Genomic DNA, 24,283 nt, shown 5'->3' on the forward strand with positions numbered 1-24,283 from the left:
TGGACCGTAAAGCTGAGCAAACATAAGGAGGAACACTTGCGTGTGGGAAGATAAATTTGGTAAGGAAGGCCTCACCTTTGATGATGTATTGCTAGTGCCACGGAAATCCGAGACACTGCCTAAAGAAGTAGATGTATCTATTCGTTTGAGCGATAGTGTAAAGTTAAACATTCCTTTGATTAGTGCGGGTATGGATACGGTAACTGAAGCGACGTTGGCTATTGCCATTGCACGTGAAGGCGGTATCGGTATTATCCATAAAAATATGTCAGTTGAACAACAGGCAGAAGAAGTAGATCGTGTTAAACGTTCGGAGAGTGGTGTTATTACGAATCCATTCTCACTGACGGCAGATCATCTGGTATCTGATGCGGAAGCAGTAATGGCGAAATATCGGATCTCCGGTGTACCTATTATTGAAGGAGATCAGAAGCTGGTTGGTATTTTGACCAATCGCGATTTGCGTTTTATCCATGATTACGGCATCAAAATTAGCGAAGTCATGACTCGTGAAAATCTGGTTACTGCGCCTGTAGGCACTACACTACAAGAAGCTGAAGGTATCCTTCAGAAGCACAAGATTGAAAAACTTCCATTAGTTGATGAGACAAACACGTTGAAAGGTCTTATCACGATTAAAGATATTGAGAAAGCCATTCAATTTCCTCATGCAGCCAAAGACGCTCAAGGACGTTTGTTGGTTGGTGCAGCGATTGGTATTTCCAAAGATACATTTGAACGTGCAGATGCTTTGGTACAAGCTGGTGTCGACCTGATTACGGTAGACTCGGCTCACGGACACCACATCAATATCATTGAAGCTGTACGTCAGCTTCGTGAACGTTTCCCTAGTCTGACCATCGTTGCAGGTAACGTCGCTACTGGCGCAGCTACTCGTGACCTGATCGAAGCAGGGGCTTCGGTAGTCAAAGTAGGTATTGGTCCAGGTTCGATCTGTACAACACGTGTTATCGCTGGTATTGGTGTACCGCAAGTAACTGCAGTCTACGATTGTGCAACAGTGGCACGCGAATATGGAGTTCCGATTATAGCGGATGGCGGAATTAAATATTCTGGTGAAATTACGAAGGCACTGGCTGCAGGCGCACACGCGGTGATGTTGGGAAGTTTGTTTGCCGGCACAGCGGAAAGCCCGGGGGAAACTGAAATCTTCCAAGGACGTAGCTACAAAGTATACCGCGGTATGGGTTCAATGGCTGCAATGAAACAAGGTAGTAAAGATCGTTACTTCCAAGATGATGACAAGAAACTGGTTCCGGAAGGAATCGAAGGTCGTGTCGCTTACAAAGGACCATTGTCTGATACGATCCACCAACTGATTGGTGGTCTGCGTTCGGGTATGGGATACTGTGGTACAAGTAACTTGGAGCAACTTCGTAACGATACAGGCTTTATCCGAATTACAGGTGCGGGATTGCGCGAAAGTCATCCGCATGATGTACAGATTACAAAAGAAGCACCTAACTACTCGTTGTAATACGAAGAGAGTTAATCATTTCCAGGACAGGCTCGGTGATTTTCACCGGGTCTGTCTTTTTTTGCAGATACCCCTGTGATAGAATAGAACAAGCGGTGACGATCCAGGGTTGGATTAAGGCGTTGCCGCGGCTATTTGACGTGAATCTATGAATATGGTTTTGAAAAAGCAAATGGAATGCCAGTAAAGGCTGGCAGCTAAACAGAAGCGCGGACGTCCTTTTACATAAGCATTCGCAAAATGCGGACTAAGTGACAATCGATAACGAACTTTAGGAGCAATAATATTGCTCGTTCGATATAGCGCATATATCACACAACTCATACATCATTGCACAGGTTAGGGAACAAGAAAATTGCAGCTCAAGCTGCACTGAAGCATTTAACAATGCTTTGGATCGAAGGGAGTATTCATCATTGAAAGCCAAACACATGAATAAAAAGAAACGCCAAATGCTCAAAAAGAGCGTAGCCTCGGTAATGCTAATTAACATGCTTTGCATGTCTGCAGTAATGCCGGTCTTGGCTGCTGCGGACACCTCTGGTCAGGTTCTGACTGCTGCGGCAACAACAACGAAGACGGAGAAAGCTGTACAGGTGCCTGGGGTAGACTCGCTTGGGCTTGAGGTTAGATCAGCCGTCCTTATGGAAGCCTCAACGGGACAGATTCTGCTAAATGTCGATGCGGATAAAGCGATGCCGCCTGCCAGTATGACCAAGATGATGACAGAGTACATTGTCGCTGAACAGGTCAAACAAGGTAAATTCGGCTGGGACGATATTGTAACTGTTAAAAAGAATGCTGCACAAAGTGTCGGCTCACGTATCTTCTTGGCGGAAGGGGACCAACACACAGTCAAGGATCTCTATATTGCTATGGCTGTTGGCTCTGCCAATGATGCTACGGTAGCTTTGGCTGAGTATGTTGCAGGTTCGGAAGAAGCTTTTGTGAAAATGATGAATGATGAAGCGAAGCGTATGGGTATGAAAGATACGTTCTTCATTAACTCTTCCGGTCTGGATCGGGCAGATATGCCTGCTGACTTCCGTCCAGCTGAAGACAAGGAAACAGTGATGTCCGCACTGGATGCTGCAATTCTGTGCCGTTATATCATTATGGATCACCCGGACTACAAAGAATTTACAACGATTCAGTCCTACAAGTTCCGTCCTAATGATAAAGCGCCAATTATCAACTACAACTGGATGCTGGAAGCGAATAAAAATATAACCAACTTCAAAAGCTATGCCTATGAAGGTCTGGACGGAATGAAAACAGGCCATACCACGAACGCAGGTAATAACTTTACAGGTACAGCGGAACGTAACGGTATGCGTCTCATCAGTGTTGTTATGGGCACAGATTCGGAATCTGCACGTTTCAGAGAAACCAAAAAGGTACTGGACTTTGGATTTAACAACTTTGAAGTAAAACAGGCTGTCGCAGGCAAGACCAAAGTGACGGGCTGGGAAGCTGTACCTTTGAAAAAAGGTAAAGAAACGACCGTTCCTGTTGTGACAGATAATGCGGTAAGTTTCGTTGTTCCCAAAGGTACTCAAAACCTGGATGTGACGTTCAAAGCCAATGTAACTGAGGCTGACCAGCTGGTAGCACCAATTAAGGCAGGTACAAAGGTTGGTACGGTGACGTACACGTATAAAGCAGAGGGAATTGAGCCTCAGGAAAAAACAGTGAACTTGATTACTGCGGAAGAGGCAGATAAAGGCGGATGGTTCCGTCTGTTCTTCCGTGCTGTAAAGGATTTCTTCGTGGATCTCTTTGACGGAATCAAAAACCTGTTCTAACCCTTAGCAAACTTCATGAAAAGAGTATGATCATGATTTTGATGTTTATGTGATCAAATCATTGACAAAATACAAGTTATTCCGACCGGATGGATTGTATATTTACAATTTTTCCGGTAAAATATCAAGTTAGAATTCACGTATGATGAAGCGAAAAAGTCCAATGTTCGTTAACCATATGCAAGATCGTGGCTGGTCAGGAGAAGGAGAATGATCATATGAAGATCGGTGTTTTAGCACTTCAAGGAGCTGTCACAGAGCATATTCGAAGCATTGAACGTGCTGGAGCAGAAGGTGTGGCTATCAAACAGGTTCAGCAATTGCAGGACTTGGATGGTCTTATCCTGCCTGGCGGCGAAAGCACGACAATCGGTAAACTGATGCGCAAGTATGGGTTTATGGATGCGATTCGAGCGTTCGCAGCTGAGGGCAAACCGGTATTTGGTACCTGTGCAGGTTTGATCGTTATGGCTAAACATATTACAGGGCAAGAAGAAGCTCATTTGGAGTTAATGGATATGACTGTATCCCGAAATGCATTTGGACGGCAGAGAGAAAGCTTTGAGACAGACTTGCCAGTCAAAGGCATTGAGGAAACGGTAAGGGCTGTATTTATCCGAGCGCCCTTGATCGAAAGTGTCGGAGACCAGGTGGAGGTTCTCTCCACATACAAGGATGAGATTGTTACTGCTCGTCAGGGGCATTTGCTGGCTTGCTCCTACCATCCGGAGTTGACGGATGACTATCGTCTGCATACTTATTTTGTAGACATGGCCAGATCCTATAAACACACGGTAGACTCTAAATAATGCATGATGTACAACCTATGATCTCCCGGTCATCGGATCACTCCCCCAGAAGCCTTGTAGGGCCGCAGGTTGGCAGTTGCATCTGAACGGATGCCTGATGTTGCCTGTATCTGCTTCATAGCGGGAATCGCAGCGGAGGATGACACCGGGGCATAGGTTGTTTTTTAGGTTACAGGATCCGATAAGTATATAGTAAGGTATATACATTAGAGTTTTGAGAATGGATTTAACATAAACATAAGGCTTCACTTTGTGAGGTTATTTAGGAGGGTTATATCGTGCTTGATGTGAAAATATTGCGGAATGAGTATGCACGTGTAGAAGAAGCATTAACTAAACGAGGCAAATCGCTGGATCTTGTTGCTGGATTCACCGAGATGGATACCAAGCGTCGGGAACTGCTTCAAGAGAGTGAAACACTGAAGAGCCGTCGAAATACGGTCTCCGCAGAAGTTGCTAGACTGAAGAAGAATCGTGAGAATGCTGATGATCTGATTGTGGAGATGCGTGAAGTCTCTGATCGGATCAAAGCTATGGACGAAGAAGTTCGTGAATTGGAAGTGAAGATCAATGATCTCACCATGGCGATCCCGAACATTCCTAACGAGAGCGTACCCGTTGGAGCTTCTGAAGAGGACAATGTTGAGATTCGTCGTTGGGAAGAGCCTAAGTCCTTTACTTTTGCACCAAAAGCACACTGGGAAATTGCACAGGATCTCGATATCCTTGATTTCGAAGCGGCTGCCAAAGTAACAGGTTCCCGTTTTACCTTTTATAAAGGTCTGGGTGCACGTCTGGAACGTGCATTGATTAACTTCATGATGGATCTGCACAGCGATCAACATGGATATGAAGAGATTCTGCCTCCATACATCGTTAATCGGGATAGCTTGTTTGGAACCGGTCAATTGCCTAAGTTTGAAGAAGATCTGTTCAAGTTGAAAGATACTGAATATTATCTGATTCCTACTGCTGAAGTTCCGGTAACGAACTACCATCGAGAAGAGATTCTGAATGTGGATCAATTGCCTAAGCATTTTGTGGCATACAGCTCTTGTTTCCGCTCTGAAGCCGGTTCGGCTGGACGGGATACACGTGGATTGATTCGTCAGCATCAGTTTAACAAAGTAGAGCTTCTCAAGCTCTCTACTCCGGAAACTTCATATGAAGAGCTGGAGCAAATGACTCAAAATGCGGAGCGTGTGCTTCAATTATTGGGCTTGCCGTATCGCGTCCTGACATTGTGCACGGCAGATATGGGCTTCACTTCAGCTAAAACGTATGATATTGAAGTATGGTTGCCTGAGAGCAATACCTATCGAGAGATTTCTTCCTGCTCTAACTGTGAGGACTTCCAGGCACGTCGTGCCAATATCCGCTTCCGTAGAGATGCAAAAGCCAAACCGGAATTTGTTCATACATTGAACGGGTCAGGATTGGCCGTTGGACGGACGGTAGCCGCTATTCTGGAGAACTATCAACAGGAAGATGGTACGGTTGTCATTCCTGAAGCATTGCGTCCTTATATGGGCGGTACAGGTGTGATTGCACGTCGCTCTTAAGTAACAGTTAGCTAACCATCCTCATCAAGGGAATACAAATCCAATCCGTCATTTTGGAATGACGGATTGGATTGTTTTGTATAACGGGGGCAGTTGTCTGATACGGGATCATAATTTTAATATAAAAAGGTTGCATTATATTATCGAGATGTGGTATGATACTTTTCGTGGCAAGTTTATAAAATTTAATTTCCCTGGAGAGGTACCGAAGCGGTCATAACGGGGCGGTCTTGAAAACCGTTAGGGGGCAACTCCACGTGGGTTCGAATCCCACCCTCTCCGCCATACTACACTTATAACAAGGATTTGAGCGATATCGCTCAGGTCCTTTTTTGCGTTTATGCACGTGCTAAGTTGTGAGCCATATAGGTTGGCGGCCGATGTATACGTTGTCCAATACAATGCTATATTTCAATAAGATTGTTATGTATAAAAACATCTTCATCGCCGCACTTTATAGGAGTGGAGGTGGTAAGATGAACCGCGAGTTAAACATCGATCAGACAGAGCTTGTAGGGGCCTGGCAAGAACGTTTGCCCGAAGTCCTGAATGTAGGTGATCAGGCTCAAGTGATGGCTGATGAAGCCGATCAGCAGGCTATTCGGATACACATCGCGACAGCAGGTCACGAGATGTACTCTTTTGATTTCAAATGCGCATATGTCGATTCACGTGAGGTCAGCGTACAGCTGATTGATGTGGAACGGGATGGACGAACGACCGATGAGCGTACAGAACCGATTCAGGAACTGGCTCACGATTATACACGGCACATTCACGAATGCGCTCAGTCGTTACAGTCCCAGACGAGACAATAGCCTGAATTCTGAAGGAGTGAACTTCAATTGACGAAAGCCAAAGCGGGAGTGGACAAAAACCTGCAAAATGTAGTCGATGATCTGGAGCAGCCAGCTGTAAACAGTCATCATGCCCAGCAAATTCAGCAAGATATTAATGATCGCCGTCATCAGGATGCACTGAATCATGACAAAACGGAAGATAGGGACCCATCCCATTCCTAACAATGATGAGGGGGCAATATTATGAGCAAACCAAAAACAATTCCCGTACCGGAAGCGCAAGCATCCGAACAGCATCGTCATTCATCCAAACGCTCTTCCATGCAGGAACCACTATCCGGTTCCAAAAAAGTGAAAAATCAAAATCATGTGGATCATTTAAATCCCCAAGGTTAATAGAAGAAACAGATTCACGCAAAAGCCCCTTGTTACCTAACAGGGGGTATTTGCGTATTCATACATATATAAAGACAGGCACATGCATAATCCCAAACCTTACATAGGTCTTTGTAGCCATTTTAAAGAGGAAAGATCACATTTTTCCCAAATTAGGTTTCGGTATCTGGTGATATGGTATATCATTGATATTGAATTACTTTTTTTGGGGTTATCACGAGAGGAGAGAAACAAATGACTAAACGTATGGGGGCGCTTCTTCTTACGTTGCTGTTGACCGTATCTATGGCCTTGACAGCATGTAGCAGCAAGCAGGAACCAAAAGAGGCATTGAAGACGGCTGCGGCCAATGCTTCCAAACTGACTTCGTATGAAATGAGTTCTAACTTCACTATTAATGAATTGAGCTATAAACCTGGAGATGCTTCACAAACGGATCCGACCATGGCTCAATTTATGAGCATGCTGAAGGACGCTCAGTTGAATGTAACAGGTGTATACCAAAGTGAGCCAATGCAGACAGAGATGACTCTTGGCATTGAACTTAAAGGCGACATGGGTATGACCTTTAACATTCCAATGGTGATGACGGCTGAGAAACTTTATGTGAAAGTGCCGAATATTCCGTTCTTCCCGATTCCGGAGAACATTGTTGGCAAATTCTTGGAACTTGACCTGAAAGAACTGGCTGAGCAAGAGGGGACTGAATGGAACCCTGATGCTATGGACGCAGCCAAAACGCAAAAGCTGAGCAATGAAGTCATGGACGCAGTGCTGAGCGAATACGATCAAGCTAAATTCTTCAAAAACCTGGACACCAAAGATGCACAACTTCCTGAAGGTGTAGATGCGAAGCAGGTTGTACAATTCTCGGTGAATAATGACAATGTTAAAGAAGCGGTTACTGTACTGGTAACGAAAGCTATGCCTAAAGTATTGGATATTCTGTCCAAAGAGGAATATCGTGAAATGCTGCAAATGGATCAGGCTGATATCGACAAAGCTAAAGAAGATCTGAAGATCACTGAAGCAGATCAGGCTGAAATGGCTAAAGACTTGGATAAATTGAAAGATGTTCTGACAATCAACCAATTCAACATTGATTTCGCATTGGACAAAAACGACTTCCCTGTATATCAAAAGATGGTCGCTGATGTGCTGATCAAGCCAGAAGGTACAAAAGACGAAGTGAAATTGGCATTTACCGGTTCCAATACGTACACCAAGATTAACGAAAAAGCAGCATTCAAAATCAACATCCCTACTGGCGATGACGTAATTACCATGCAAGAGTTCGAAGAACTGATGAACGCTTCGTACGGATACTAATCTCGTCGAGTCAGTCCAAAGATAAACCGCTTGTTATTCAAAGTGAAGGATGATCTCCTTCCGCTTGGGTACAGGCGGTTTTTTTGTATAAAATTAGAGTCTATACAATGAATGGGGCGGAAGATAAACTATTTATAAATGACAGGAGATCAGGGGGCTACTCAATGATAACACCAGATGAAGAACAGCTTGCTTATGAATTCATTGAGCATCCTGTTCATGTATGTGGGATTTATCGTACTGTATTGCGTGCAGACATGATTTACGATGGGCACCGGGAGAAACGAACAGAAAAAAGTGCTTTGCTGCTGGTGTTACACGGACAAGCAGCGTTTCATTTTACGAATACGGATGGTACAAAATATCTTTATCATATGCAACCAGGCAAGGCTTTTATCGGGGGTAAGAATATGCATCTGGAGATCCATGTCGGAGACAGGAACTTTGAGTATGTATTAGTTCATTATTTACCGGCAATGCAAAAGGAAGAGGCACTTCATTCATTTCATACCGATCAGGTCTTTGAGCTGCAGATGAGCTTGAATGATTCAGAGTCCCGAGTTCAAGGGGAATTGATGCTTGCTCTCCTTAACGTTGCCTCGAATCCGGGGTACATGAATCAATTGGAGAAACAGACCCTATTTTATCAACTGCTCATCTCGGTATTACGTGGAGCGAGAAGCTCGAGGAACACATCAAATGGTGCATGGATACATTCAGCTCAGGAATTCATTCAGCATCAGTATGCTGAACCACTGACGCTTGAAGGTGTTGCTGCTCAATTCGATATGAAACCGAAATACTTTTCACATATGTTTCAAAAATATACGGGGATGGGTCCAATGCGTTATCTGATGCAGTATCGTCTGAATCGTGCACAGGAGCTGCTGGAGATCGGAAGTTACACCGTGAAAGAGGTGTCTGCAAAGGTAGGTTATGCGGACCCATACTACTTCAGTCGGGTGTATAAATTGCATAAGGGCTGTGCCCCGTCTGAAGTGAGAAAGATTATGGGACATGGAAAGAATCCATCCTGAATCGGACAGTGTCCATTGTACAGGCGGATATCACTGATATAATTGATAATGATAATTGTTATCATAAATTCGCTGAAGTAATTGGAGGAGCACTAGAGATGCATAGAACAAGATATAAGAGTTGGGTCATGCTTGTTGCAGTATTGAGTTTAGTTTTACTATTGGCTGCCTGCTCGTCGGGTGAAAAAAAATCGGAGCAAACGACAAGTCAAACGGAGCAAAGTGCTACCCGTACAGGTGAGAATTCCGGCTCATCATCTGAATCCCCTGATGAATCGACTGATAACTATCCACGTACGGTACAGACTGCTCGAGGAGACATGGAAATCAAACAACAACCCAAAAAGATAGCTTTGGCTCATTGGGGATTGAGTGATGATCTGCTCGTATTTGATCTGGATTCCGTGGCTATCACGCTTCCTTTTACAGAAGATCAATCGTTATTGAAAAGTGACTTGTACAAACCTTATGTTGAAAACAAAAACACGATTGATATCGTGGGTGAGAATACACAAGTGAATCTGGAGGCATTACTTGCTTATGAACCGGATTTGATTATTGCCGGCAATGAGACGAACAAGGACATTCTGGAGCAACTCGATCAGATCGCACCCACTGTTGTACTGGATGAGACCAAGCAGGATGTATTTAAGGAATGGCGTAAAGTCATTACAGATCTGGGGCAGATTTTGGGACAGGAAGAAACGGCTGTACAGTATATTAATGATTTTGATCAAAAACTTGCAGATGGCAAAAGCGAGCTTCAATCTATTGAAGGAACAGTTGCATTCATGCAGGTTCGTGAAAAACAGGCTTATCTTCAAGGTGCCGACTATATCACGGAATATTATGATGGTCTGGGACTAACGCCTCCGTCCACAGAGGCTGGAGAGCTTACATTGGAAGGAATTGCGAAGCTCGACCCGGATTATCTATTTTTGGGGTACTTCAATATGGAAGATCCATCTCTGTCTGCTGTAACGGATGAATGGGAGAAAAGCGCTGTCTGGAAAGGACTCAAGGCAGTGAAGAATGGGCATGTTTATAAGATAAATGGACAGGTCGCCTTTGGTTTTGGACCGGTAAGTAAGTCTTACGGCGTAGAGCAAATAACGAATAGTTTGAAAGCCCAATAAAAAAAGTGTCATACGAATAAAACCGCACTCTTCCCTAACTAGTAGGGTAGTGCGGTTTCGTATTTTGAATTTGTATATTGTTGAATTGGAAATGTAGACGGTGTGAGGAATAAGCTTCTTCTTATTAGTTTGCAAGTTCGTCCAAGTCTTCAGCAAGTACAGCATAGATCTGATGATCCTGATATTTGCCGTTGATCTTGAGATATTTGCGAGCAGTACCTTCAACCTGAAATCCGTTCTTCTCAAGTACTCGCTGCGAACCTTTGTTGGTGGGTAATACTGCAGCCTGAATCCGATTTAACTTCAGCGCACGGAAGCCATAAGCTACGGCCAGTTTAACCGCTGCTGTCATTCGTCCGCCGCCCTGATAATCCGGATGGATAAAGTAACCCATATCAGCATAATTGGCAACGCCCAATACAACATTGTTGATACTTACTTGTCCAATCAGCAGGCTGTCTTTAATGGTATAGATTCCAAATTGATATCCTGTACCTTCTTCTGCTGCTTTGACACGATCCTCAATCCGCCGAGTCTGAGCCTCCAGTGTGTAAAAATCATTCTCTCGCACGGGTTCTACAGCTTGATATGGGACACGTGTGACCTGAATCAGGTCCAGATAGGATTGTGTATCCTGAGATGTGAGCAACCGAAGGCTTATGCCATTGGCTGTATCATAGAGTGTTAGTGCCATTGCAGCACACTTCCTTTCCAATTGGAATGTTCGTAGTGCTATATGAATTGAACTAAAGAATATTACACTTGCCACTCCGATGACAGAACAACCTTCCGATCGCTGTTATCCCCCGATTTTTCGATTCTATATTATAGAGGTGGAAATCTGGGGATAAAGGCGAACGCGTTGCTTCTTTAGGTCATTTCTGTCCTCTACGTTCTCATGTAAATGTTTAGTTTCAATTTATATAGTTTATTTTTATTTTTTACGCAGACGTCTGAAAAATTGAGTCAGCATCGTGGAGCATTCAGGCTGAAGAATATCCGCAAGAACTTCGGTACGATGGTTAAAACGAGGTTCTTGCAGCAGGTTCATCAGTGTCCCTGCACAGCCGGCCTTGGGATCAGCCGTACCATAGATGACGCGGGGGACTCTGGATTGTACAATTGCACCTGCGCACATCGGACAAGGTTCCAGTGTGACGTACAGAGAACAGTCCAATAAACGCCAAGCTCCAATGGTCTCGCTGGCCTGACGGATAGCCACCATCTCTGCATGGGCGGTGGAATCCAGCGTAGTTTCACGCAGGTTGTATCCTCGACCAATGATTTGGTTGTTTTGTACGATTACAGCTCCAATCGGAACTTCCCCAAGAGCCTCAGCTTTGTAGGCTTCGGCAATAGCCTCCCGCATCCAGTGCTCATGCTGAGCTTCCTCGGATAATTGCGCAAGATCAGTCTGGAGAGAATGGTCAGTCATTACAATATAACTCCTTCCAAAAGCGTTTATTCAGCGAACAAGCATTCGGGTTGTTAACATGTTGTGTATAGAATTGTGGATAACCGTGTAGTTGCTCACATAGTTATAAACAAACTATCCACAAGCCTGTGGATTTGTGGATAAATATAGTGATTAATTTCATTGTAGAGTTCAAAAAGGCAAGAAACAACGAATTTCGAGCTTTTCAGCCAAGCGGTAACTTTTGGACAAGGGTCAATTATCCTTTTCAAAAACACATACAAGCGTTATGATGGATATAGGTTTTGCCATATATCGCCAGAGGGTACAAGCCGAGAGGTGAACAAAAAAACTTGTCTATTAAAACGAAATTATCCATGATTATGTCGTGCTCAGTGCTCGTTATTTTAGTGTTGAATATCGCACTGAGTTATTATACTACAGAAGAGAATCTGAGGCAGGACAGTGAAACCAAGATGGTGCTCACTGCGAAGCAGATTGCAATTGCTGTCGAACAGAATCAATACAGTTCGGATTATGTAAAAAGACAGATTGGAAACAATCTGTGGCTTGCTGCTGTCATGGCGGCAGAAGAATTGGACCCGGATATTAATAATATCACAAATGAAGAACTTGTACGCTTGAGCCAAAAGGTCGGCGTTTCGCATATTTCGTTAATGGAGCAGACGGATGATGATATTGTGGTTAGCCGCTCCTCCGATCCGAGAGAGCTGGGGCTGTCCACCAAATCCATGACCTATTGGTATCAGGCATTTAAGCAGTTGTTTGAGAAACAACAGGTGACGATTCCCCAAGGGCAGAAGTTGGAACATTTCTGGTCAGATGGATTCGAGTATTCGACGTCTAGTCCTTCGGATATCGATATCTGGGGTTACTACCATGATGGAAAGAGAAACTACATAATCAATCCCTTCTATAATAATACGGAAGTTGATGACTATGTGAAAATCTCTAGTCCGGATGAGATTTTGAATAAAATTCGTGAGGTCAATCCCTCCATTCTGGAGATTACAGGCATCAATCCGTTAACTTTCGGCAGCCCCAACATGGGTGATGACGGAAGAGATTCGAACTTTAGCAAGTTGAATAACAGACCGATTCGTTTCGGCACATACCAATATGGTTCTACGGAAGAGGACCACCGTGCTGTGGTGCGCGCCATTCGAACAGGGCAGAATGTATCTTTTGTCAGCGAAACACACGAACAGAAGGTATTGAAGAGTTTTATTCCCATTTTCACACCCAATCAGTCTTCCTATGTCATCAGTATTGTCATGGACTATAAGCAAATATCCTCCATGGTATCTGAGCAGCTGGTGAGCCATGCCTCAATATCTTTGGTTTTGCTGGAGATCGTGATCTTTGGCAGCTATTTGCTCGCAGGCTATATTACGCGCCCGATCCAATCCATACTGGGCAAAGTGAATGATGTAGCCGATGGACACTTTGACTTCCGTCTGAAAGTCCGGAGGAAGGATGAACTTGGCCAACTGGCTAATCGTATTAATGCCATGATTCGCAATCTGGGCCATTATACGAGCCGTCTGAAACAGATGTATGAAGAGAATCGAGCGGTGAAAGAGCATCTGGAATCCATTATCAATCAGACAGCGGATGCCATTCACATTACGGATCTTGAAGGGAAAGTGCTGCGGGTTAACCGGGCATTTGAACAATTATATGGCTTTCGAAGTCGTGAGGTGGAAGGTCGTAACCTGAAGATCATTCCGCCAGAGGCAGAAGAAGAAATGAAACGTCAGCATGCCCAACTCGTTGAGGGGATGTCCATTACGTCCAACGAAACCACCTGGATGAAGAAAGACGGGACCCGGGTAGAGGTTAGTGTCAGTACGGCCCCGGTACGAGATGAGGCTGGAGAGATTACCGCGCTCATTAGTGTCTCCAGGGATATTACAAGTCGTAATCGTATGGAAGAGCTGCTCAGACGCTCTGAGAAGCTTACAACCGTGGGTCAGCTTGCAGCAGGCGTGGCGCATGAGATTCGTAATCCGTTAACCACGCTGCGCGGGTTCTTGCAGTTACAGCAAGAGAGCAATAAGCTGAATCATCGTCATCTGGATCTGATGTTATCGGAGCTGGATCGCATCAACCTTATTGTCGGTGAATTTCTGATTTTGGCCAAACCGCAGGCGGTTCATTTTCAGAATCGGGATATTCGTTTTATTCTCGGCGATGTCATCTCGTTACTGGATAGTCAGGCGCATCTGCATGGTGTAGAATTTGTACTGCGTGCCTCATCCGATTCTGCTATGGTACACTGTGAAGAGAACCAGTTGAAGCAGGTATTCATCAATTTGCTGAAAAATGGTATGGAGGCCATGCCAAATGGAGGAAGTATTCATATCAAGCTCAAGCATGATGAACAGCTCAACAGGGTCAGAATTGAGATCAGGGATGAAGGGATTGGTATCCCTGAAGAGATGATGCCCAAGCTCGGGGAGCCTTTCTTTACGAACAAAGAGTCTGGAACAGGGCTTGGCCTGATGGTCAGTCAGCGCATTATTCAATCACATAAGGGCATGATGGATATTAAAAGCGTCATGAACAAGGGAACAACGGTTATTATTGAACTGCCTGCATCCGAGCAACAACCGGAAGTTATTGAGGCAGATCAGGTAACGGATGACACACTTACAGATGAAGAGAAATAGATGAGGTGAGATTACCTTTTGCGTATTAATAAATTTATTAGTGAAACAGGTTATTGCTCCCGGCGTGAAGCCGACAAGTTGGTGGATAGTGGTCAGGTAACCATTAATGGAGTTAAGGCTGAACTGGGCAGTCAGGCAGAAGAAGGCGACGATGTACGAATTAATGGTAAGCCGATCAAGGAAAAGAGAAAACACGTATATATCGCGCTGAATAAACCGATTGGAATCACAAGTACAACCGAGCAGCATATTCAGGGTAATATCGTTGATTTTGTCGGGCACGATGAACGTATTTTTCCAATTGGACGTCTGGATAAGGACTCGGAAGGTTTGATCCTGATGACCAATGATGGGGATATTGTTAACCGGATTCTTAGAGCAGAAGGACGCCACGAGAAAGAGTATATCGTCACTGTTGATCGATCTGTAACCCCGAGTTTCCTTAGAGGTATGAGCACAGGAGTCAAGATTTTGGGCGAAATGACACTGCCATGTACAGTGACCCGGATGACGGATCGTGTATTCCGTATTATCCTGACCGAAGGAAAGAACCGCCAGATTCGGCGTATGTGTAGTGCCTTTGGATATGAGGTTCGTAAGCTGAAGCGGGTTCGGATCATGAACATCCATCTTGGAGAAATGGCAACAGGTGCATGGAGAGAGCTTACTGCCGCCGAAAAAGCGGAGCTGGGCGGACTGTTGGACTATTCACTGGAATAGTCGATTCGACTCTGAACAATTAATTTAACTAATTGAAGCTCTGCTTTCCATAATGGAGAGCAGGGCTTTTTCGTTGCAGTCAAAGAAGTCAGGTGAATTATCCGAAATAATGTGAAAAATATATAGAGATAAACCAAAAAGACCGTTCTCCTTGTTCCTGGAGAACGGTCTTTGGTTAATGAATCGCTGCAGGCTTCTAGTTTCCTTCGCCCACGGCTTTTACATTGGTATTGTTACTTTGATACTTCCGAATGATCGAAACCTCTACGCGGCGATTCTGTGCCCGTCCGGTATTGGTGTCATTGCTGGCAATCGGGTGATACTCTCCATAACCACTTGGTGTGAATTTGGAAGGGTCCAATTGCGAGTTTAGCAACAGGATTTTCAGGAAGTTGAGCGCACGATCTGCGCTTAGATCCCAGTTATCCTTATATTGGTTGTTCGAAATGGGAATATTATCGGTATGACCGGATACAACCACTTCATATTCAGGGAACTCCTGCAGCATGCTTGAGATTGCTTTGGCCAGGGATCGTGATTCAGGCTTCACATCTGCTCGGCCTGAGGAGAACAGGGCGTTATCACTGATGGTGATCTTCAATTCAGACTGATTCAGCTTGGTGTTCAGCTGGTCCGAGAGCCCGTTCTTCGAGATATATTTGTCGAGTCGCTCTTTGAGTTTCTCCAAATCTTCTTGTTCTTTCTTAGCCATCTGTGCATCCGTAATCTGAGCTGGTGTTTTCTTGGTGATTTCTGTAGGTTCCTGTTTGTTCTTACCCAAATCAGCACCTGGCGTATCCGGATTCATGGACGAATGGTCAAGAATTCCGGAACCTCCATTTAATGCACTGTTTAGTGCGGAAGCCATTTGCTCGAACTTGGCTGCATCGATTGAACTCATACCGAACAATACAATAAACAGAGCGAGCAACAAGGTCATCAAGTCGGAATAGGGAAGCAACCAGCTCTCGTCTATATGCTCTTCATGTGGTTCGTGCTTCTTAGCCTTTTTCACCTGATGAGCCCTCCTTCTCTTCCAGTTGTTTACGTTCGGAAGGTGTCAGGAATACAGATAATTTCTGATTGATGGCAATGGTGGAAACACCAGATTGAATCGAGAGCAGACCCTCAACCATCATGAGTTTGATTTCCATCTCTTGCTTGGACATCCGCTTCAGCTTGTTGGACATTGGATGCCACAGTACATAACCTGTGAAGATACCCAAGAGGGTAGCGATGAATGCTGCTGCAATCGCTTGAGATAGCTTATCCATATCGCTAAGGTCCGCAAGGGCTGCGATCAAACCAACTACGGCTCCGAGAACGCCAAGTGTTGGAGCATACATACCTGCTTGGGAGAAGATCAGTGCACCACTGCGGTGACGTTCCTCTGTAGTGTGAATATTTTCCATTAAAACATCGCTAACAAAGTCTTGATCGTTCCCGTCGATAATCATTCGCATGCCGCTGCGAAGGAAATGATCGTCAATATCTTCTACTTTTGATTCCAGTGCAAGCAAACCTTCACGACGGGTAGTGGAAGCCCAGTCCATAAACGTGCCGATTAGGGATACGCGATCGATCAATTTTTGCTGTTTGAACAAAACTCCGAAGAGCTTCGGAATTCTTTTGACTTCTGACATAGGGAATGCCATAAAAATACTTGCTGCGGTACCAACAAATATAATCATGTAGGCTGCTGGGTTGTTGACCAGATTAATTACGGGAGCATGCTTTAACATCATACCGATTACAAGTGAAGCGAGTCCCAAAACAAGTCCAATAATTGTTGAAATGTTCATCATACACCTCATCCATGAGATAAAATTGAATCCTTTCAAGCGGCTATATTCGGGCTTCCGGACGAACGTTGGCCGCAATTCGTTTAATGCTTGGCACGCTTTTTGATTGCCAAAACAGTTAAAACGGTCATGTATAGTATTTATCGACCAATAGGCCTTTTTTTTTAAGGGTTATTTTCAGGTATAATAAGATCAAATCCGCTCCTTAGGGGCCGAATAGGAGTGAAAAGCCAATGGGCGTAAAGCATGGACGGGATTATGAAGGAATTTTGACAGATTTGACAACGGCAATCGGACGCATACCGGATCGGTATGTTTTCTTTGAAATGGACGCGGAAGAGTGGGAGAGACTCGGGGCACCTGAGCAACTTGAAGTGGACGAGGCGTTGGCGGAGGATCTGTTCTATGCGCTGGGTGAGGAGTCTGTCATTCCGGTTGGAAGTGGAGTGGTCATCCATGATAAGGAACAACACCGCATTCATATTTTGATTGGGGAAGAAGAGTTAACGTTTGTGCCATTAATTTAGTATGTGTACATGCCAATTTCGGGGGGATAAGATGGAGAATGAATTCTTCTCAAAGCCTTACGGTTATTGGTTCTATGGCATGTAGTTGATTGGATTTTGCAGCTTGTCCGTGGTAAGATGTTAGTCGTGAAATGGGCCAACCGCATGGCGGTGAGCCTGGCCTTTGAGGTTGCTGTGAATCGCACCGAAGGTCTCGATGGTTATACGGACGGATGTCGTCTGTAAGGTACCATCTTATGGGGAGGAAGATAACGCATGGTTTTTTCGCAAGAGGAAGTCGAAGCTCATCTGGGGAGGCTGGAAGGCTGGGAACTGGAAGAGGGACGGTGGATTGTACGTAAATTCGTGTTTTCCAACTACATGAAAGGGATTGCATTTGTGGATGAGGTCGCTGCGATCTCGGAAGCATTCAATCATCATCCTTTTATTACGATTGATTATACAACGGTTACGCTGCGTCTCACGTCATGGGATGCGGGTGGTATTACATCTGTAGATATCAAGGAAGCAGGACAATATAACGAAGCTTATGACAAAATGAGGTCCGAATAACGAGATTGGTTATTATGGCGCGGCCGGAAGTGAGTGAACCATACATGTCAGACTATAATCAGAAACAACCTCTTATTGCTGTCGTAGGCAGTCTCAATATGGATCTCGTGGTGAAGACAGATACGATTCCGGAAGAGGGAGAGACGGTGAGCGGTGAGGAGCTGCATTATCTCGCTGGTGGCAAAGGCGCAAACCAAGCTGTTGCCGCTGCGCGTCTGGGTGGACAGACCGCGATGATTGGTGCGGTAGGGTCGGACGGTTTTGGCGAACGTCTGCTGCACAGTCTGACGGAAAGTGGTGCAGATGCCTCGCAGGTTCGGATATTGGAAGACACGGTTACAGGGACGGCATCGATTTGGCTCTCTCGGGGAGATAACCGGATTATTGTTATTCCTGGCGCGAATGGACAAGTGGTGCCTGAGATGCTGGAAGAGGCGGATACGGTAAAAAGCCTGACTGCAGCCGCAGCGGTGCTGCTGCAGCTGGAGATTCCGCTGCCAGCGGTCACCCGCGCCGCCCAACTGGCGGCTGAAGGCAGCGCACTGGTGGTGCTCAACCCGGCTCCCGCGGTGCCGGGTCTGCCCCAGGAGCTCCTGCGGTGCGTCGACGTTGTCACGCCGAACCGCAGTGAGCTCGCCGTGCTTACCGGCCGGGATCATCTCCGGCCGGAAGACCTGGATGCGGCGGTCGCAGAGCTCGCCGCATCCCTCGGGGCCGCTGTCGTCACGACGCTCGGCCCCGAGGGGGCTGTGTACGCGGCGGCGCCTGGCGGCCGCGTACAAGCAGGGCGTGCCGGCGCGTGCCGTGCGCCCGGCTACGCCGTAAGCGCCGTCGATACGACCGGCGCTGGCGATTGCTTCAACGGCGCGTTGGCAGTAGCCCTCGCGCGCGGTGAGACTTTGGACGCGGCCGTAGGCTTCGCCATGGGTGCGGCCGCGTTATCCGTGACGAAGCTCGGCGCCCAGTCCGGGATGCCGTCCGCACGTGAAGTCGAGGCCTTCCTGGCTGAGCAAGCGCCAGAAGCTCAGTAAAGGATAGAACAAAGAGGCTCTTATTCTCCCAACAGGGGATTAAGGGCCTCTTTGTTATGCGTGTGCAAAGATTATTTCTTCTCTGACAGCCACATGGCGATATTGGCAATCTCTTCATCCTGCAGTCTGCCCTTGAAGGCAGGCATGCCACCTTTACCTTTGACAATCGTGGAATAGATCTTCTCCAGATCATCCTGGCTGCCGATGTTCGCCAGAGCAGGTCCTACGCCACCTTGAAGCTGATCCCCGTGACAGGAAATACAATTGGCTTTGACCAGTGCCTCAGCCTGTCCTGCATCCATCGTCACTTCCGGCATGGTTGGTTTCGCTTCTTCAGCCACTTCCTCTTTCCCTGGAAGCGTAAACATTAAAACAATAGCTAAAGCGCATGCTGCAAAAAATACCCCGCTCATGATCCATTTGTGCATCCCTTATGTCCCCTCCAGAATGAAAGATCATCTAACCTGAAACTATCCATATCATTATAACGGAACCTGTAGTGACATCATAGCATTTTGTGGTAATTTTTTGAACTAATCACATAACAAGGGGCAGATTTGGCTGTTTTGCAATGAATTCTACTCACGAGGCCCCTCATAAACCATACAGTGAAAGGGCATTAAACCGCTTGGGGTCTGTCGTTCGTATGTATCCTGGGTGACAAATCCATTCTTCAGATAGACTTGAATGGCACGGGCATTCCAGGTGAGAACTTCCAGATCGATCTCATTCGTCCGATTCCGGCGAATGGCTTCCTGTACAATGGCGGTGACAAAAGCTTTCCCTTGACCCTGACCACAAAGCTCTGGATGCATGCCGAGGCCAATCCGGGTTACCCCTTGAAGTGGGAAGTATTGAGCGAATCCGCAGATCCGATCATGCTGATCTAGAACAATAGCATATTGTTCCTGTCGCAGCTGTGCATCCCCAAACTCCACTTCCAGTGCTTTCATCTGCTCCCAGGGTAGCCAGCTATAGATATTGTAAGGCGGGTCATACTGCCAACTGCAGATAAGCTCCGCATGTTCTTCTTGCATGGGTACAACATGAAACGTTACAGGGGCTTCATTCATACATCTGCACGCTCCTCTCATTCATTACCAAACTCTCTGTCCACTCTACAAAAGAGCTGTTCATTTAGCAAGTCTCCCTTTCCAGGAAAAAAATGAAACAAAAGTTCCGGTAATTCCGTTTATATTATAACGGGATGGGTAAAAACATCATAAGGGCACGGACGAGCGAACGAAAAATGAACCTGTTGATGTCGCAGGATATACCTCGTGTGTAACTTGCAACGTAAAAACGTGAACAGGGAATGAAGCACAAAAAAACCGCCGGATACATTCCTGCGGAGAATGTACCGGGCGGTTCTGTTATGCTTCTTGCTTCGTTCCAGTATGGTTAATGGTTACAGCATCATGTTGCTCAGCTTGTCCCTAGTCAAGGGCCAGTGATTCATATGCGTCCGTGCTCATAATCCGTTTAGCGCCAACATAACGATTGGCCCAATAGTTTTCACTCAATGCACTGATCGTAACACCTTTGGAAGAAGAGGAGTGTGCGAACTTTCCATCCCCTACAAAGATTCCTACATGAGATACGCCTTTACCTGTTGTATTGAAGAAAACCAGATCGCCAGCTCTCATCTCCATGCGGGATACGGAATCACCCATGTCGAATTGGGAACTCGATTGGCGTGCCAAATCAATACCCAATTTGTCGAATACATACCGTGTAAATCCGGAGCAGTCAAAGCCGTTAAGCGTTGTTCCCCCACTTTTGTATGTAGTTCCCATTGCTGAATCAATTACTTTGTCCATCTTTGAATCTGCGAATGCGCTGCCTGCACCAAGCGATAACGCGAATGTGAGGCTAAGTACAGCTGCGGTTAATTTCTTCTTTAACAAGAGATATACCCCTTCCAACGCCTGCGAGGTTAGCTTAAGGATTCGGTTGAAGGTCCCCTATGATCCCTCTGTAGCAAGATCAATTCACCCATAACTGGTTCCCCCGCTTCCCAGGTGCCAGGAATTTGGCTATGCTAGTTATGCACCTGCGAAATCAAGAAATGACGATTTAATTTTAAGTAGTTACAAATATGAATGTAAAGATTACAAAGTTGTTACTAAAAACTCACTGCGATTATTGTAACAGAGGAGTACCGGTTTGGCAACGTTTAGCAACAAAATTAGCAAAAAAAACCTCGACCTTTGACGGGGAAAGGTTGAGGTTTGCCTATTTATAAGTACATATCAGGCCATAAGTTTAACATGTGATGGTAACAATTTTTAAACTATCTGCTCTAACCTTTGGATGTTTTGGACTGCCATAACCGGAAATGGGCGCATATTTTCCACAGGCTCAATAGACATCTGGCAAGTGGATACGTCTGTTGTAGTATAAGTCCGGTGAGTCCCGTTAGTAACCATGAGGCTGAAGTGAATGCCCCGAAGACGAGCAGGTGAACTCCGCCCAGCAGCAGTGCAATGCCGATCACAGCGATGAGATGACGCAGTGCAATCCAGAGCGCCTTGAGTGTACCGTGAGCCCCACCTTCCCCTTCCGGTGCCGAAACACCGAACTGCATGTAGAGCAGGGTGTGGTGAATAATCCAACCATATACGATCCAAGCAGCAACATAAGGTATGCCGGGCAAGAGTAATTGAAGGGAATGAAATCCATCCATTAGAATCGAGTACAGCTTTGGCACGAGCCAGTAGCCAGGCAGAAGCACCAATAATGTACGAATGGTGTGGAGCAGCAGCATCGGTTTCCACAGATTTTTAATCCCGCGGACGAATGGAATTCGCTCTTCTGTACTATTATAGTGCTGAAGCGAGTAGAGCAGTCCTGCCTGAATGAGGGGGCTGATTAACATACGAAGCAGTAGCATAGCCCCCAGAATCCACAGATAACGATGAACCTCCGGATGGGTAGACAGGTTCAGTTGGCTTTCCATTTTGAACAAAAGCGTACTCAGCTCCCCGGCATCAGTATCCGGATAACGCAGGAGTAGTGGGACGACAGCCGATTGTATCATTCGATAGAGGAAATATCCCCATATAAGTTGATAAAGAAATAAAAGTGCTGCAATGAACATATGCTGACGGACGAGAAACCAGCCTTCACGTATTTTCGCTTTCACCGTTTCCACCTCACCATGACAGACTTCCGAATATGGCTTCTATTAGTTTGGTTACACTCATGCTCCAGCGGGACTTCGCCTGCTCATCCAGTCCGGCTTTCAGGAAATTGTTCATATGGCGGTTCTCCAGCACGATCGTGTAGAGGGGATCGGTCATGGCCCAGGACACGGGAGATGTGTGAGTTAATTTATAGGTGATGCGATCTTCTTTGCCATCCCATTGCTTGGTGAGGATATGTCCGTCTTCAAAAGCAATTCGAACAGGAACGGCGTTGTAATCACTGCCTTTTTTCGCAATTGTTACGGATGACTCGTACAATGTTTGGCCGTCTTTCTGTACGGGTGTAACATGAATCTTCTCTACAGCAAAGTCAGCCATTCCGTTACCATAGACATATTGTTCAAAATAATCAGACCAGGAAGTACGGGTCACTTGTTCCACAACTTTTTGAAAGTCAGTCGAAGTGGGATGTTTGAAACGGTACTTTTTCACATAGGTAGAGAGAATGCGTTCCATCTTTTTCGCACCGACTTGATGTTCAATACCGAGCAATACAAGCTTGCCACGTGTGTAGACATTGGCTGCATACTCGTTCTGGGAATCGAACTTCCAGGATTCTTGTGTTAAAGATGAAGGAGACGTAATCAGTCCCGATTGCACCGGCAGGTTTGGGATCAGTCCGTATTCCTGCTCCATCAGTTTGTCTTCTGCATAAGAGGTGAACCCCTCATCCAGCCAAGCTTCCTCGAACTCGTTGCTGGCAACCATGCCATAGAAGTATTGATGTCCAATCTCGTGGACTACGGTTCGTTCCAGGTCATAACCTGGCGTGGTGTCATCCGCTCCAAAGGCTGTGATTAGCGTGGGATATTCCATGCCCCCGGCACCATTCCCCGTTTTAGGTGGAACAACGATGGACAAGGTGGCGTAAGGATATGGACCAAACCATTTGCTATAATTGGATAGAGCGGCCTTCGCAGCGTAGAAATAACGTTCTTTCAGATCCTGATGAGCAGGGTCCAGATATAACTTGATTCGTACACCAGGAACGTTGGGCGCAGAGAATGGCTCTTCGGCGTACACAAAATCGGGCGAGGCTGCCCAGGCGAAGTCATGCACATCATCGGCATAGAATTGATAGACTTTTTCTCCATTCTTCACTACAGCTTGCTGCGTTGGAAATCCGGTAGCAGCCACCTTGTATGTTTCAGGCACCCGAATACGCACACTATATATACCGAAGTCGGCGTAAAACTCCGAATTGCCGTGGTATTGGTGCAGATTCCAGCCTTCCGTTGTTCGTCCACGCCTGCCCACAGGTTCATAGGCACTTAGTTTGGGAAACCATTGACCTGCCATAACAAAATCATCAGCGGTTCCCATCCGGGCAAAAATCTTGGGCAGATTCACTTCGAATCGGGTGTGGACTGTGATGCTTTCCCCGCCTTTGACGGGTTTGGGCAAGCGTACTTTAATGAGGGTGGTGTCCTTGATATTTCCGTCATCTGGCTGCACATACTGCATCCGGTGCAGCAGAGAGAGCCCGTCCTCCGTTTTCATTTCGGTAATATGCATGGAGCCATAGCCATTGGTAGGCATGACATCACCCCGAAGCTTTCCGCCGGATTCCTTCATAAAGGTGGTGTCAGCAGAAGAGAAGGCATTGGGGTACATATGAAAATAAAGCTCATTGACGGTTTTTTTGCCTGGATGTGTCCATGTAATCGTCTGAGTTCCTTCCAGTACATTCCCTTCTGCCAGTTTTACATCCATGTGATATTCCACAATACGGTTACTGTACACTTCGGCGGTAGGGGTCTGTACACTTTCTGGAGGTGCTGGCGTTGGAGCTATTGCCTTGGGCTTGCCCGATTCCGGGGCGAGTACTGGCAATTCAGAATGAGTGGAGCGATTGTAACCCAGAGTGATCCATATCCCTCCGGCCAGCACACATAGGGCCAGGGATGCGGTGAGCCAGCTCTTGGCGCGTCGTGGAATCATCGATAAATACCTCCCGTTGACAAGC

At 46.0% G+C, this 24,283-nt stretch carries 25 protein-coding genes, 1 tRNA gene and 1 riboswitch; of the genes, 17 read left to right on the plus strand and 9 right to left on the minus strand.

Going from position 1 to position 24,283, the window contains the following annotated elements:
• Positions 1-40 precede the first annotated feature (40 nt).
• From guaB to MKX75_RS00480, 11 genes are all read left to right on the plus strand, one after another.
• A complete protein-coding gene (gene guaB, locus MKX75_RS00430) occupies positions 41-1,498 on the plus strand; it encodes an IMP dehydrogenase (protein WP_062838151.1) in 1,458 nt (485 codons plus the stop codon).
• A 416-nt stretch (positions 1,499-1,914) separates the two neighbouring features.
• A complete protein-coding gene (locus MKX75_RS00435; protein WP_339167961.1) occupies positions 1,915-3,303 on the plus strand; it encodes a D-alanyl-D-alanine carboxypeptidase family protein in 1,389 nt (462 codons plus the stop codon).
• Positions 3,304-3,521: 218 nt separating this feature from the next.
• Positions 3,522-4,112, plus strand: a complete 591-nt coding sequence (gene pdxT, locus MKX75_RS00440; protein ID WP_062838149.1) for a pyridoxal 5'-phosphate synthase glutaminase subunit PdxT — start codon at positions 3,522-3,524, stop codon at positions 4,110-4,112.
• A 278-nt stretch (positions 4,113-4,390) separates the two neighbouring features.
• Positions 4,391-5,674 (plus strand): serine--tRNA ligase, encoded by a 1,284-nt coding sequence (gene serS, locus MKX75_RS00445; RefSeq protein WP_339167963.1) that lies wholly within the window; start codon positions 4,391-4,393, stop codon positions 5,672-5,674.
• 196 nt (positions 5,675-5,870) lie between these two features.
• A tRNA-Ser gene (locus MKX75_RS00450) sits at positions 5,871-5,959 on the plus strand.
• Between the two features lie 191 nt (positions 5,960-6,150).
• On the plus strand, positions 6,151-6,492 hold the full coding sequence (locus MKX75_RS00455; RefSeq protein ID WP_062838147.1) for a hypothetical protein: 342 nt from the start codon (positions 6,151-6,153) through the stop codon (positions 6,490-6,492).
• A gap of 27 nt (positions 6,493-6,519) precedes the next feature.
• Positions 6,520-6,696 carry a hypothetical protein gene (locus MKX75_RS00460; protein WP_017691325.1) on the plus strand — a complete coding sequence of 59 codons (177 nt, stop codon included), beginning with the start codon at positions 6,520-6,522 and terminating at the stop codon, positions 6,694-6,696.
• 21 nt (positions 6,697-6,717) lie between these two features.
• Positions 6,718-6,870 (plus strand): small acid-soluble spore protein P, encoded by a 153-nt coding sequence (locus tag MKX75_RS00465; RefSeq protein ID WP_036607296.1) that lies wholly within the window; start codon positions 6,718-6,720, stop codon positions 6,868-6,870.
• A gap of 234 nt (positions 6,871-7,104) precedes the next feature.
• On the plus strand, positions 7,105-8,199 hold the full coding sequence (locus MKX75_RS00470; protein WP_076334195.1) for a hypothetical protein: 1,095 nt from the start codon (positions 7,105-7,107) through the stop codon (positions 8,197-8,199).
• A 164-nt stretch (positions 8,200-8,363) separates the two neighbouring features.
• Positions 8,364-9,236, plus strand: coding sequence for an AraC family transcriptional regulator (locus tag MKX75_RS00475; protein ID WP_076334194.1), 873 nt, complete (start codon positions 8,364-8,366; stop codon positions 9,234-9,236).
• Positions 9,237-9,334: 98 nt separating this feature from the next.
• The gene (locus tag MKX75_RS00480; protein WP_254848004.1) at positions 9,335-10,372 is read left to right on the plus strand and encodes an ABC transporter substrate-binding protein; all 1,038 of its coding nucleotides are present in this window, start codon (positions 9,335-9,337) and stop codon (positions 10,370-10,372) included.
• 124 nt (positions 10,373-10,496) lie between these two features.
• On the opposite strand, the gene MKX75_RS00485 is transcribed toward MKX75_RS00480, so the two are convergent.
• On the minus strand, positions 10,497-11,066 hold the full coding sequence (locus tag MKX75_RS00485; protein WP_339167966.1) for a GNAT family protein: 570 nt from the start codon (positions 11,064-11,066) through the stop codon (positions 10,497-10,499).
• Positions 11,067-11,306: 240 nt separating this feature from the next.
• Positions 11,307-11,807, minus strand: a complete 501-nt coding sequence (tadA, locus tag MKX75_RS00490; RefSeq protein ID WP_145153767.1) for a tRNA adenosine(34) deaminase TadA — start codon at positions 11,805-11,807, stop codon at positions 11,307-11,309.
• A gap of 332 nt (positions 11,808-12,139) precedes the next feature.
• On the opposite strand from tadA, the gene MKX75_RS00495 reads away from it, so the two are divergent.
• Both MKX75_RS00495 and rluF read left to right on the plus strand, forming a co-directional pair.
• On the plus strand, positions 12,140-14,479 hold the full coding sequence (locus MKX75_RS00495) for an ATP-binding protein (RefSeq protein WP_076334191.1): 2,340 nt from the start codon (positions 12,140-12,142) through the stop codon (positions 14,477-14,479).
• A gap of 18 nt (positions 14,480-14,497) precedes the next feature.
• Positions 14,498-15,199 carry a 23S rRNA pseudouridine(2604) synthase RluF gene (gene rluF / locus MKX75_RS00500; RefSeq protein WP_062838140.1) on the plus strand — a complete coding sequence of 234 codons (702 nt, stop codon included), beginning with the start codon at positions 14,498-14,500 and terminating at the stop codon, positions 15,197-15,199.
• A 196-nt stretch (positions 15,200-15,395) separates the two neighbouring features.
• Here the strand turns inward: rluF and motB are convergent, their stop codons facing one another.
• Together motB and motA are read right to left on the minus strand one after the other, a co-directional pair.
• Positions 15,396-16,214, minus strand: coding sequence for a flagellar motor protein MotB (gene motB, locus MKX75_RS00505; protein WP_062838139.1), 819 nt, complete (start codon positions 16,212-16,214; stop codon positions 15,396-15,398).
• Positions 16,201-17,001 (minus strand): flagellar motor stator protein MotA, encoded by an 801-nt coding sequence (gene motA / locus MKX75_RS00510; protein ID WP_062838138.1) that lies wholly within the window; start codon positions 16,999-17,001, stop codon positions 16,201-16,203. The genes motB and motA overlap by 14 nt, the downstream gene beginning before the upstream one ends.
• Before the next feature lie 233 nt (positions 17,002-17,234).
• Between motA and MKX75_RS00515 the strand changes: the two genes are divergently transcribed.
• From MKX75_RS00515 to rbsK, 4 genes are all read left to right on the plus strand, one after another.
• Complete coding sequence (locus MKX75_RS00515) at positions 17,235-17,528, plus strand: hypothetical protein (protein ID WP_062838137.1); 294 nt, start codon at positions 17,235-17,237, stop codon at positions 17,526-17,528.
• A 66-nt stretch (positions 17,529-17,594) separates the two neighbouring features.
• Positions 17,595-17,753, plus strand: coding sequence for a hypothetical protein (locus MKX75_RS00520; RefSeq protein ID WP_339167971.1), 159 nt, complete (start codon positions 17,595-17,597; stop codon positions 17,751-17,753).
• A gap of 30 nt (positions 17,754-17,783) precedes the next feature.
• Positions 17,784-18,080 carry a 4a-hydroxytetrahydrobiopterin dehydratase gene (locus tag MKX75_RS00525; RefSeq protein ID WP_062838136.1) on the plus strand — a complete coding sequence of 99 codons (297 nt, stop codon included), beginning with the start codon at positions 17,784-17,786 and terminating at the stop codon, positions 18,078-18,080.
• A gap of 14 nt (positions 18,081-18,094) precedes the next feature.
• Positions 18,095-19,111 (plus strand): ribokinase, encoded by a 1,017-nt coding sequence (gene rbsK / locus MKX75_RS00530; protein ID WP_339167973.1) that lies wholly within the window; start codon positions 18,095-18,097, stop codon positions 19,109-19,111.
• A 71-nt stretch (positions 19,112-19,182) separates the two neighbouring features.
• Here rbsK and MKX75_RS00535 read toward each other — a convergent pair whose 3' ends face one another.
• The 5 genes from MKX75_RS00535 to MKX75_RS00555 all read right to left on the minus strand — a co-directional run bounded on the left by MKX75_RS00535 (position 19,183) and on the right by MKX75_RS00555 (position 24,258).
• Positions 19,183-19,539: a cytochrome c gene (locus MKX75_RS00535; RefSeq protein WP_062838135.1), complete on the minus strand. Its 357-nt coding sequence runs from the start codon at positions 19,537-19,539 to the stop codon at positions 19,183-19,185.
• 150 nt (positions 19,540-19,689) lie between these two features.
• Positions 19,690-20,184, minus strand: coding sequence for a GNAT family protein (locus tag MKX75_RS00540; protein ID WP_339167975.1), 495 nt, complete (start codon positions 20,182-20,184; stop codon positions 19,690-19,692).
• Between the two features lie 363 nt (positions 20,185-20,547).
• The gene (locus MKX75_RS00545; protein WP_062838133.1) at positions 20,548-21,018 is read right to left on the minus strand and encodes a C40 family peptidase; all 471 of its coding nucleotides are present in this window, start codon (positions 21,016-21,018) and stop codon (positions 20,548-20,550) included.
• Positions 21,019-21,021: 3 nt separating this feature from the next.
• Positions 21,022-21,159, minus strand: a riboswitch (cyclic di-AMP (ydaO/yuaA leader).
• Positions 21,160-21,413: 254 nt separating this feature from the next.
• A complete protein-coding gene (locus MKX75_RS00550; RefSeq protein ID WP_339167976.1) occupies positions 21,414-22,256 on the minus strand; it encodes a hypothetical protein in 843 nt (280 codons plus the stop codon).
• Between the two features lie 10 nt (positions 22,257-22,266).
• Positions 22,267-24,258 (minus strand): M1 family metallopeptidase, encoded by a 1,992-nt coding sequence (locus tag MKX75_RS00555; protein ID WP_339167977.1) that lies wholly within the window; start codon positions 24,256-24,258, stop codon positions 22,267-22,269.
• Positions 24,259-24,283 lie beyond the last annotated feature (25 nt).

Source organism: Paenibacillus sp. FSL R5-0341 (assembly GCF_037975235.1).
Taxonomy (GTDB): Bacteria; Bacillota; Bacilli; order Paenibacillales; family Paenibacillaceae; genus Paenibacillus; species Paenibacillus amylolyticus_A.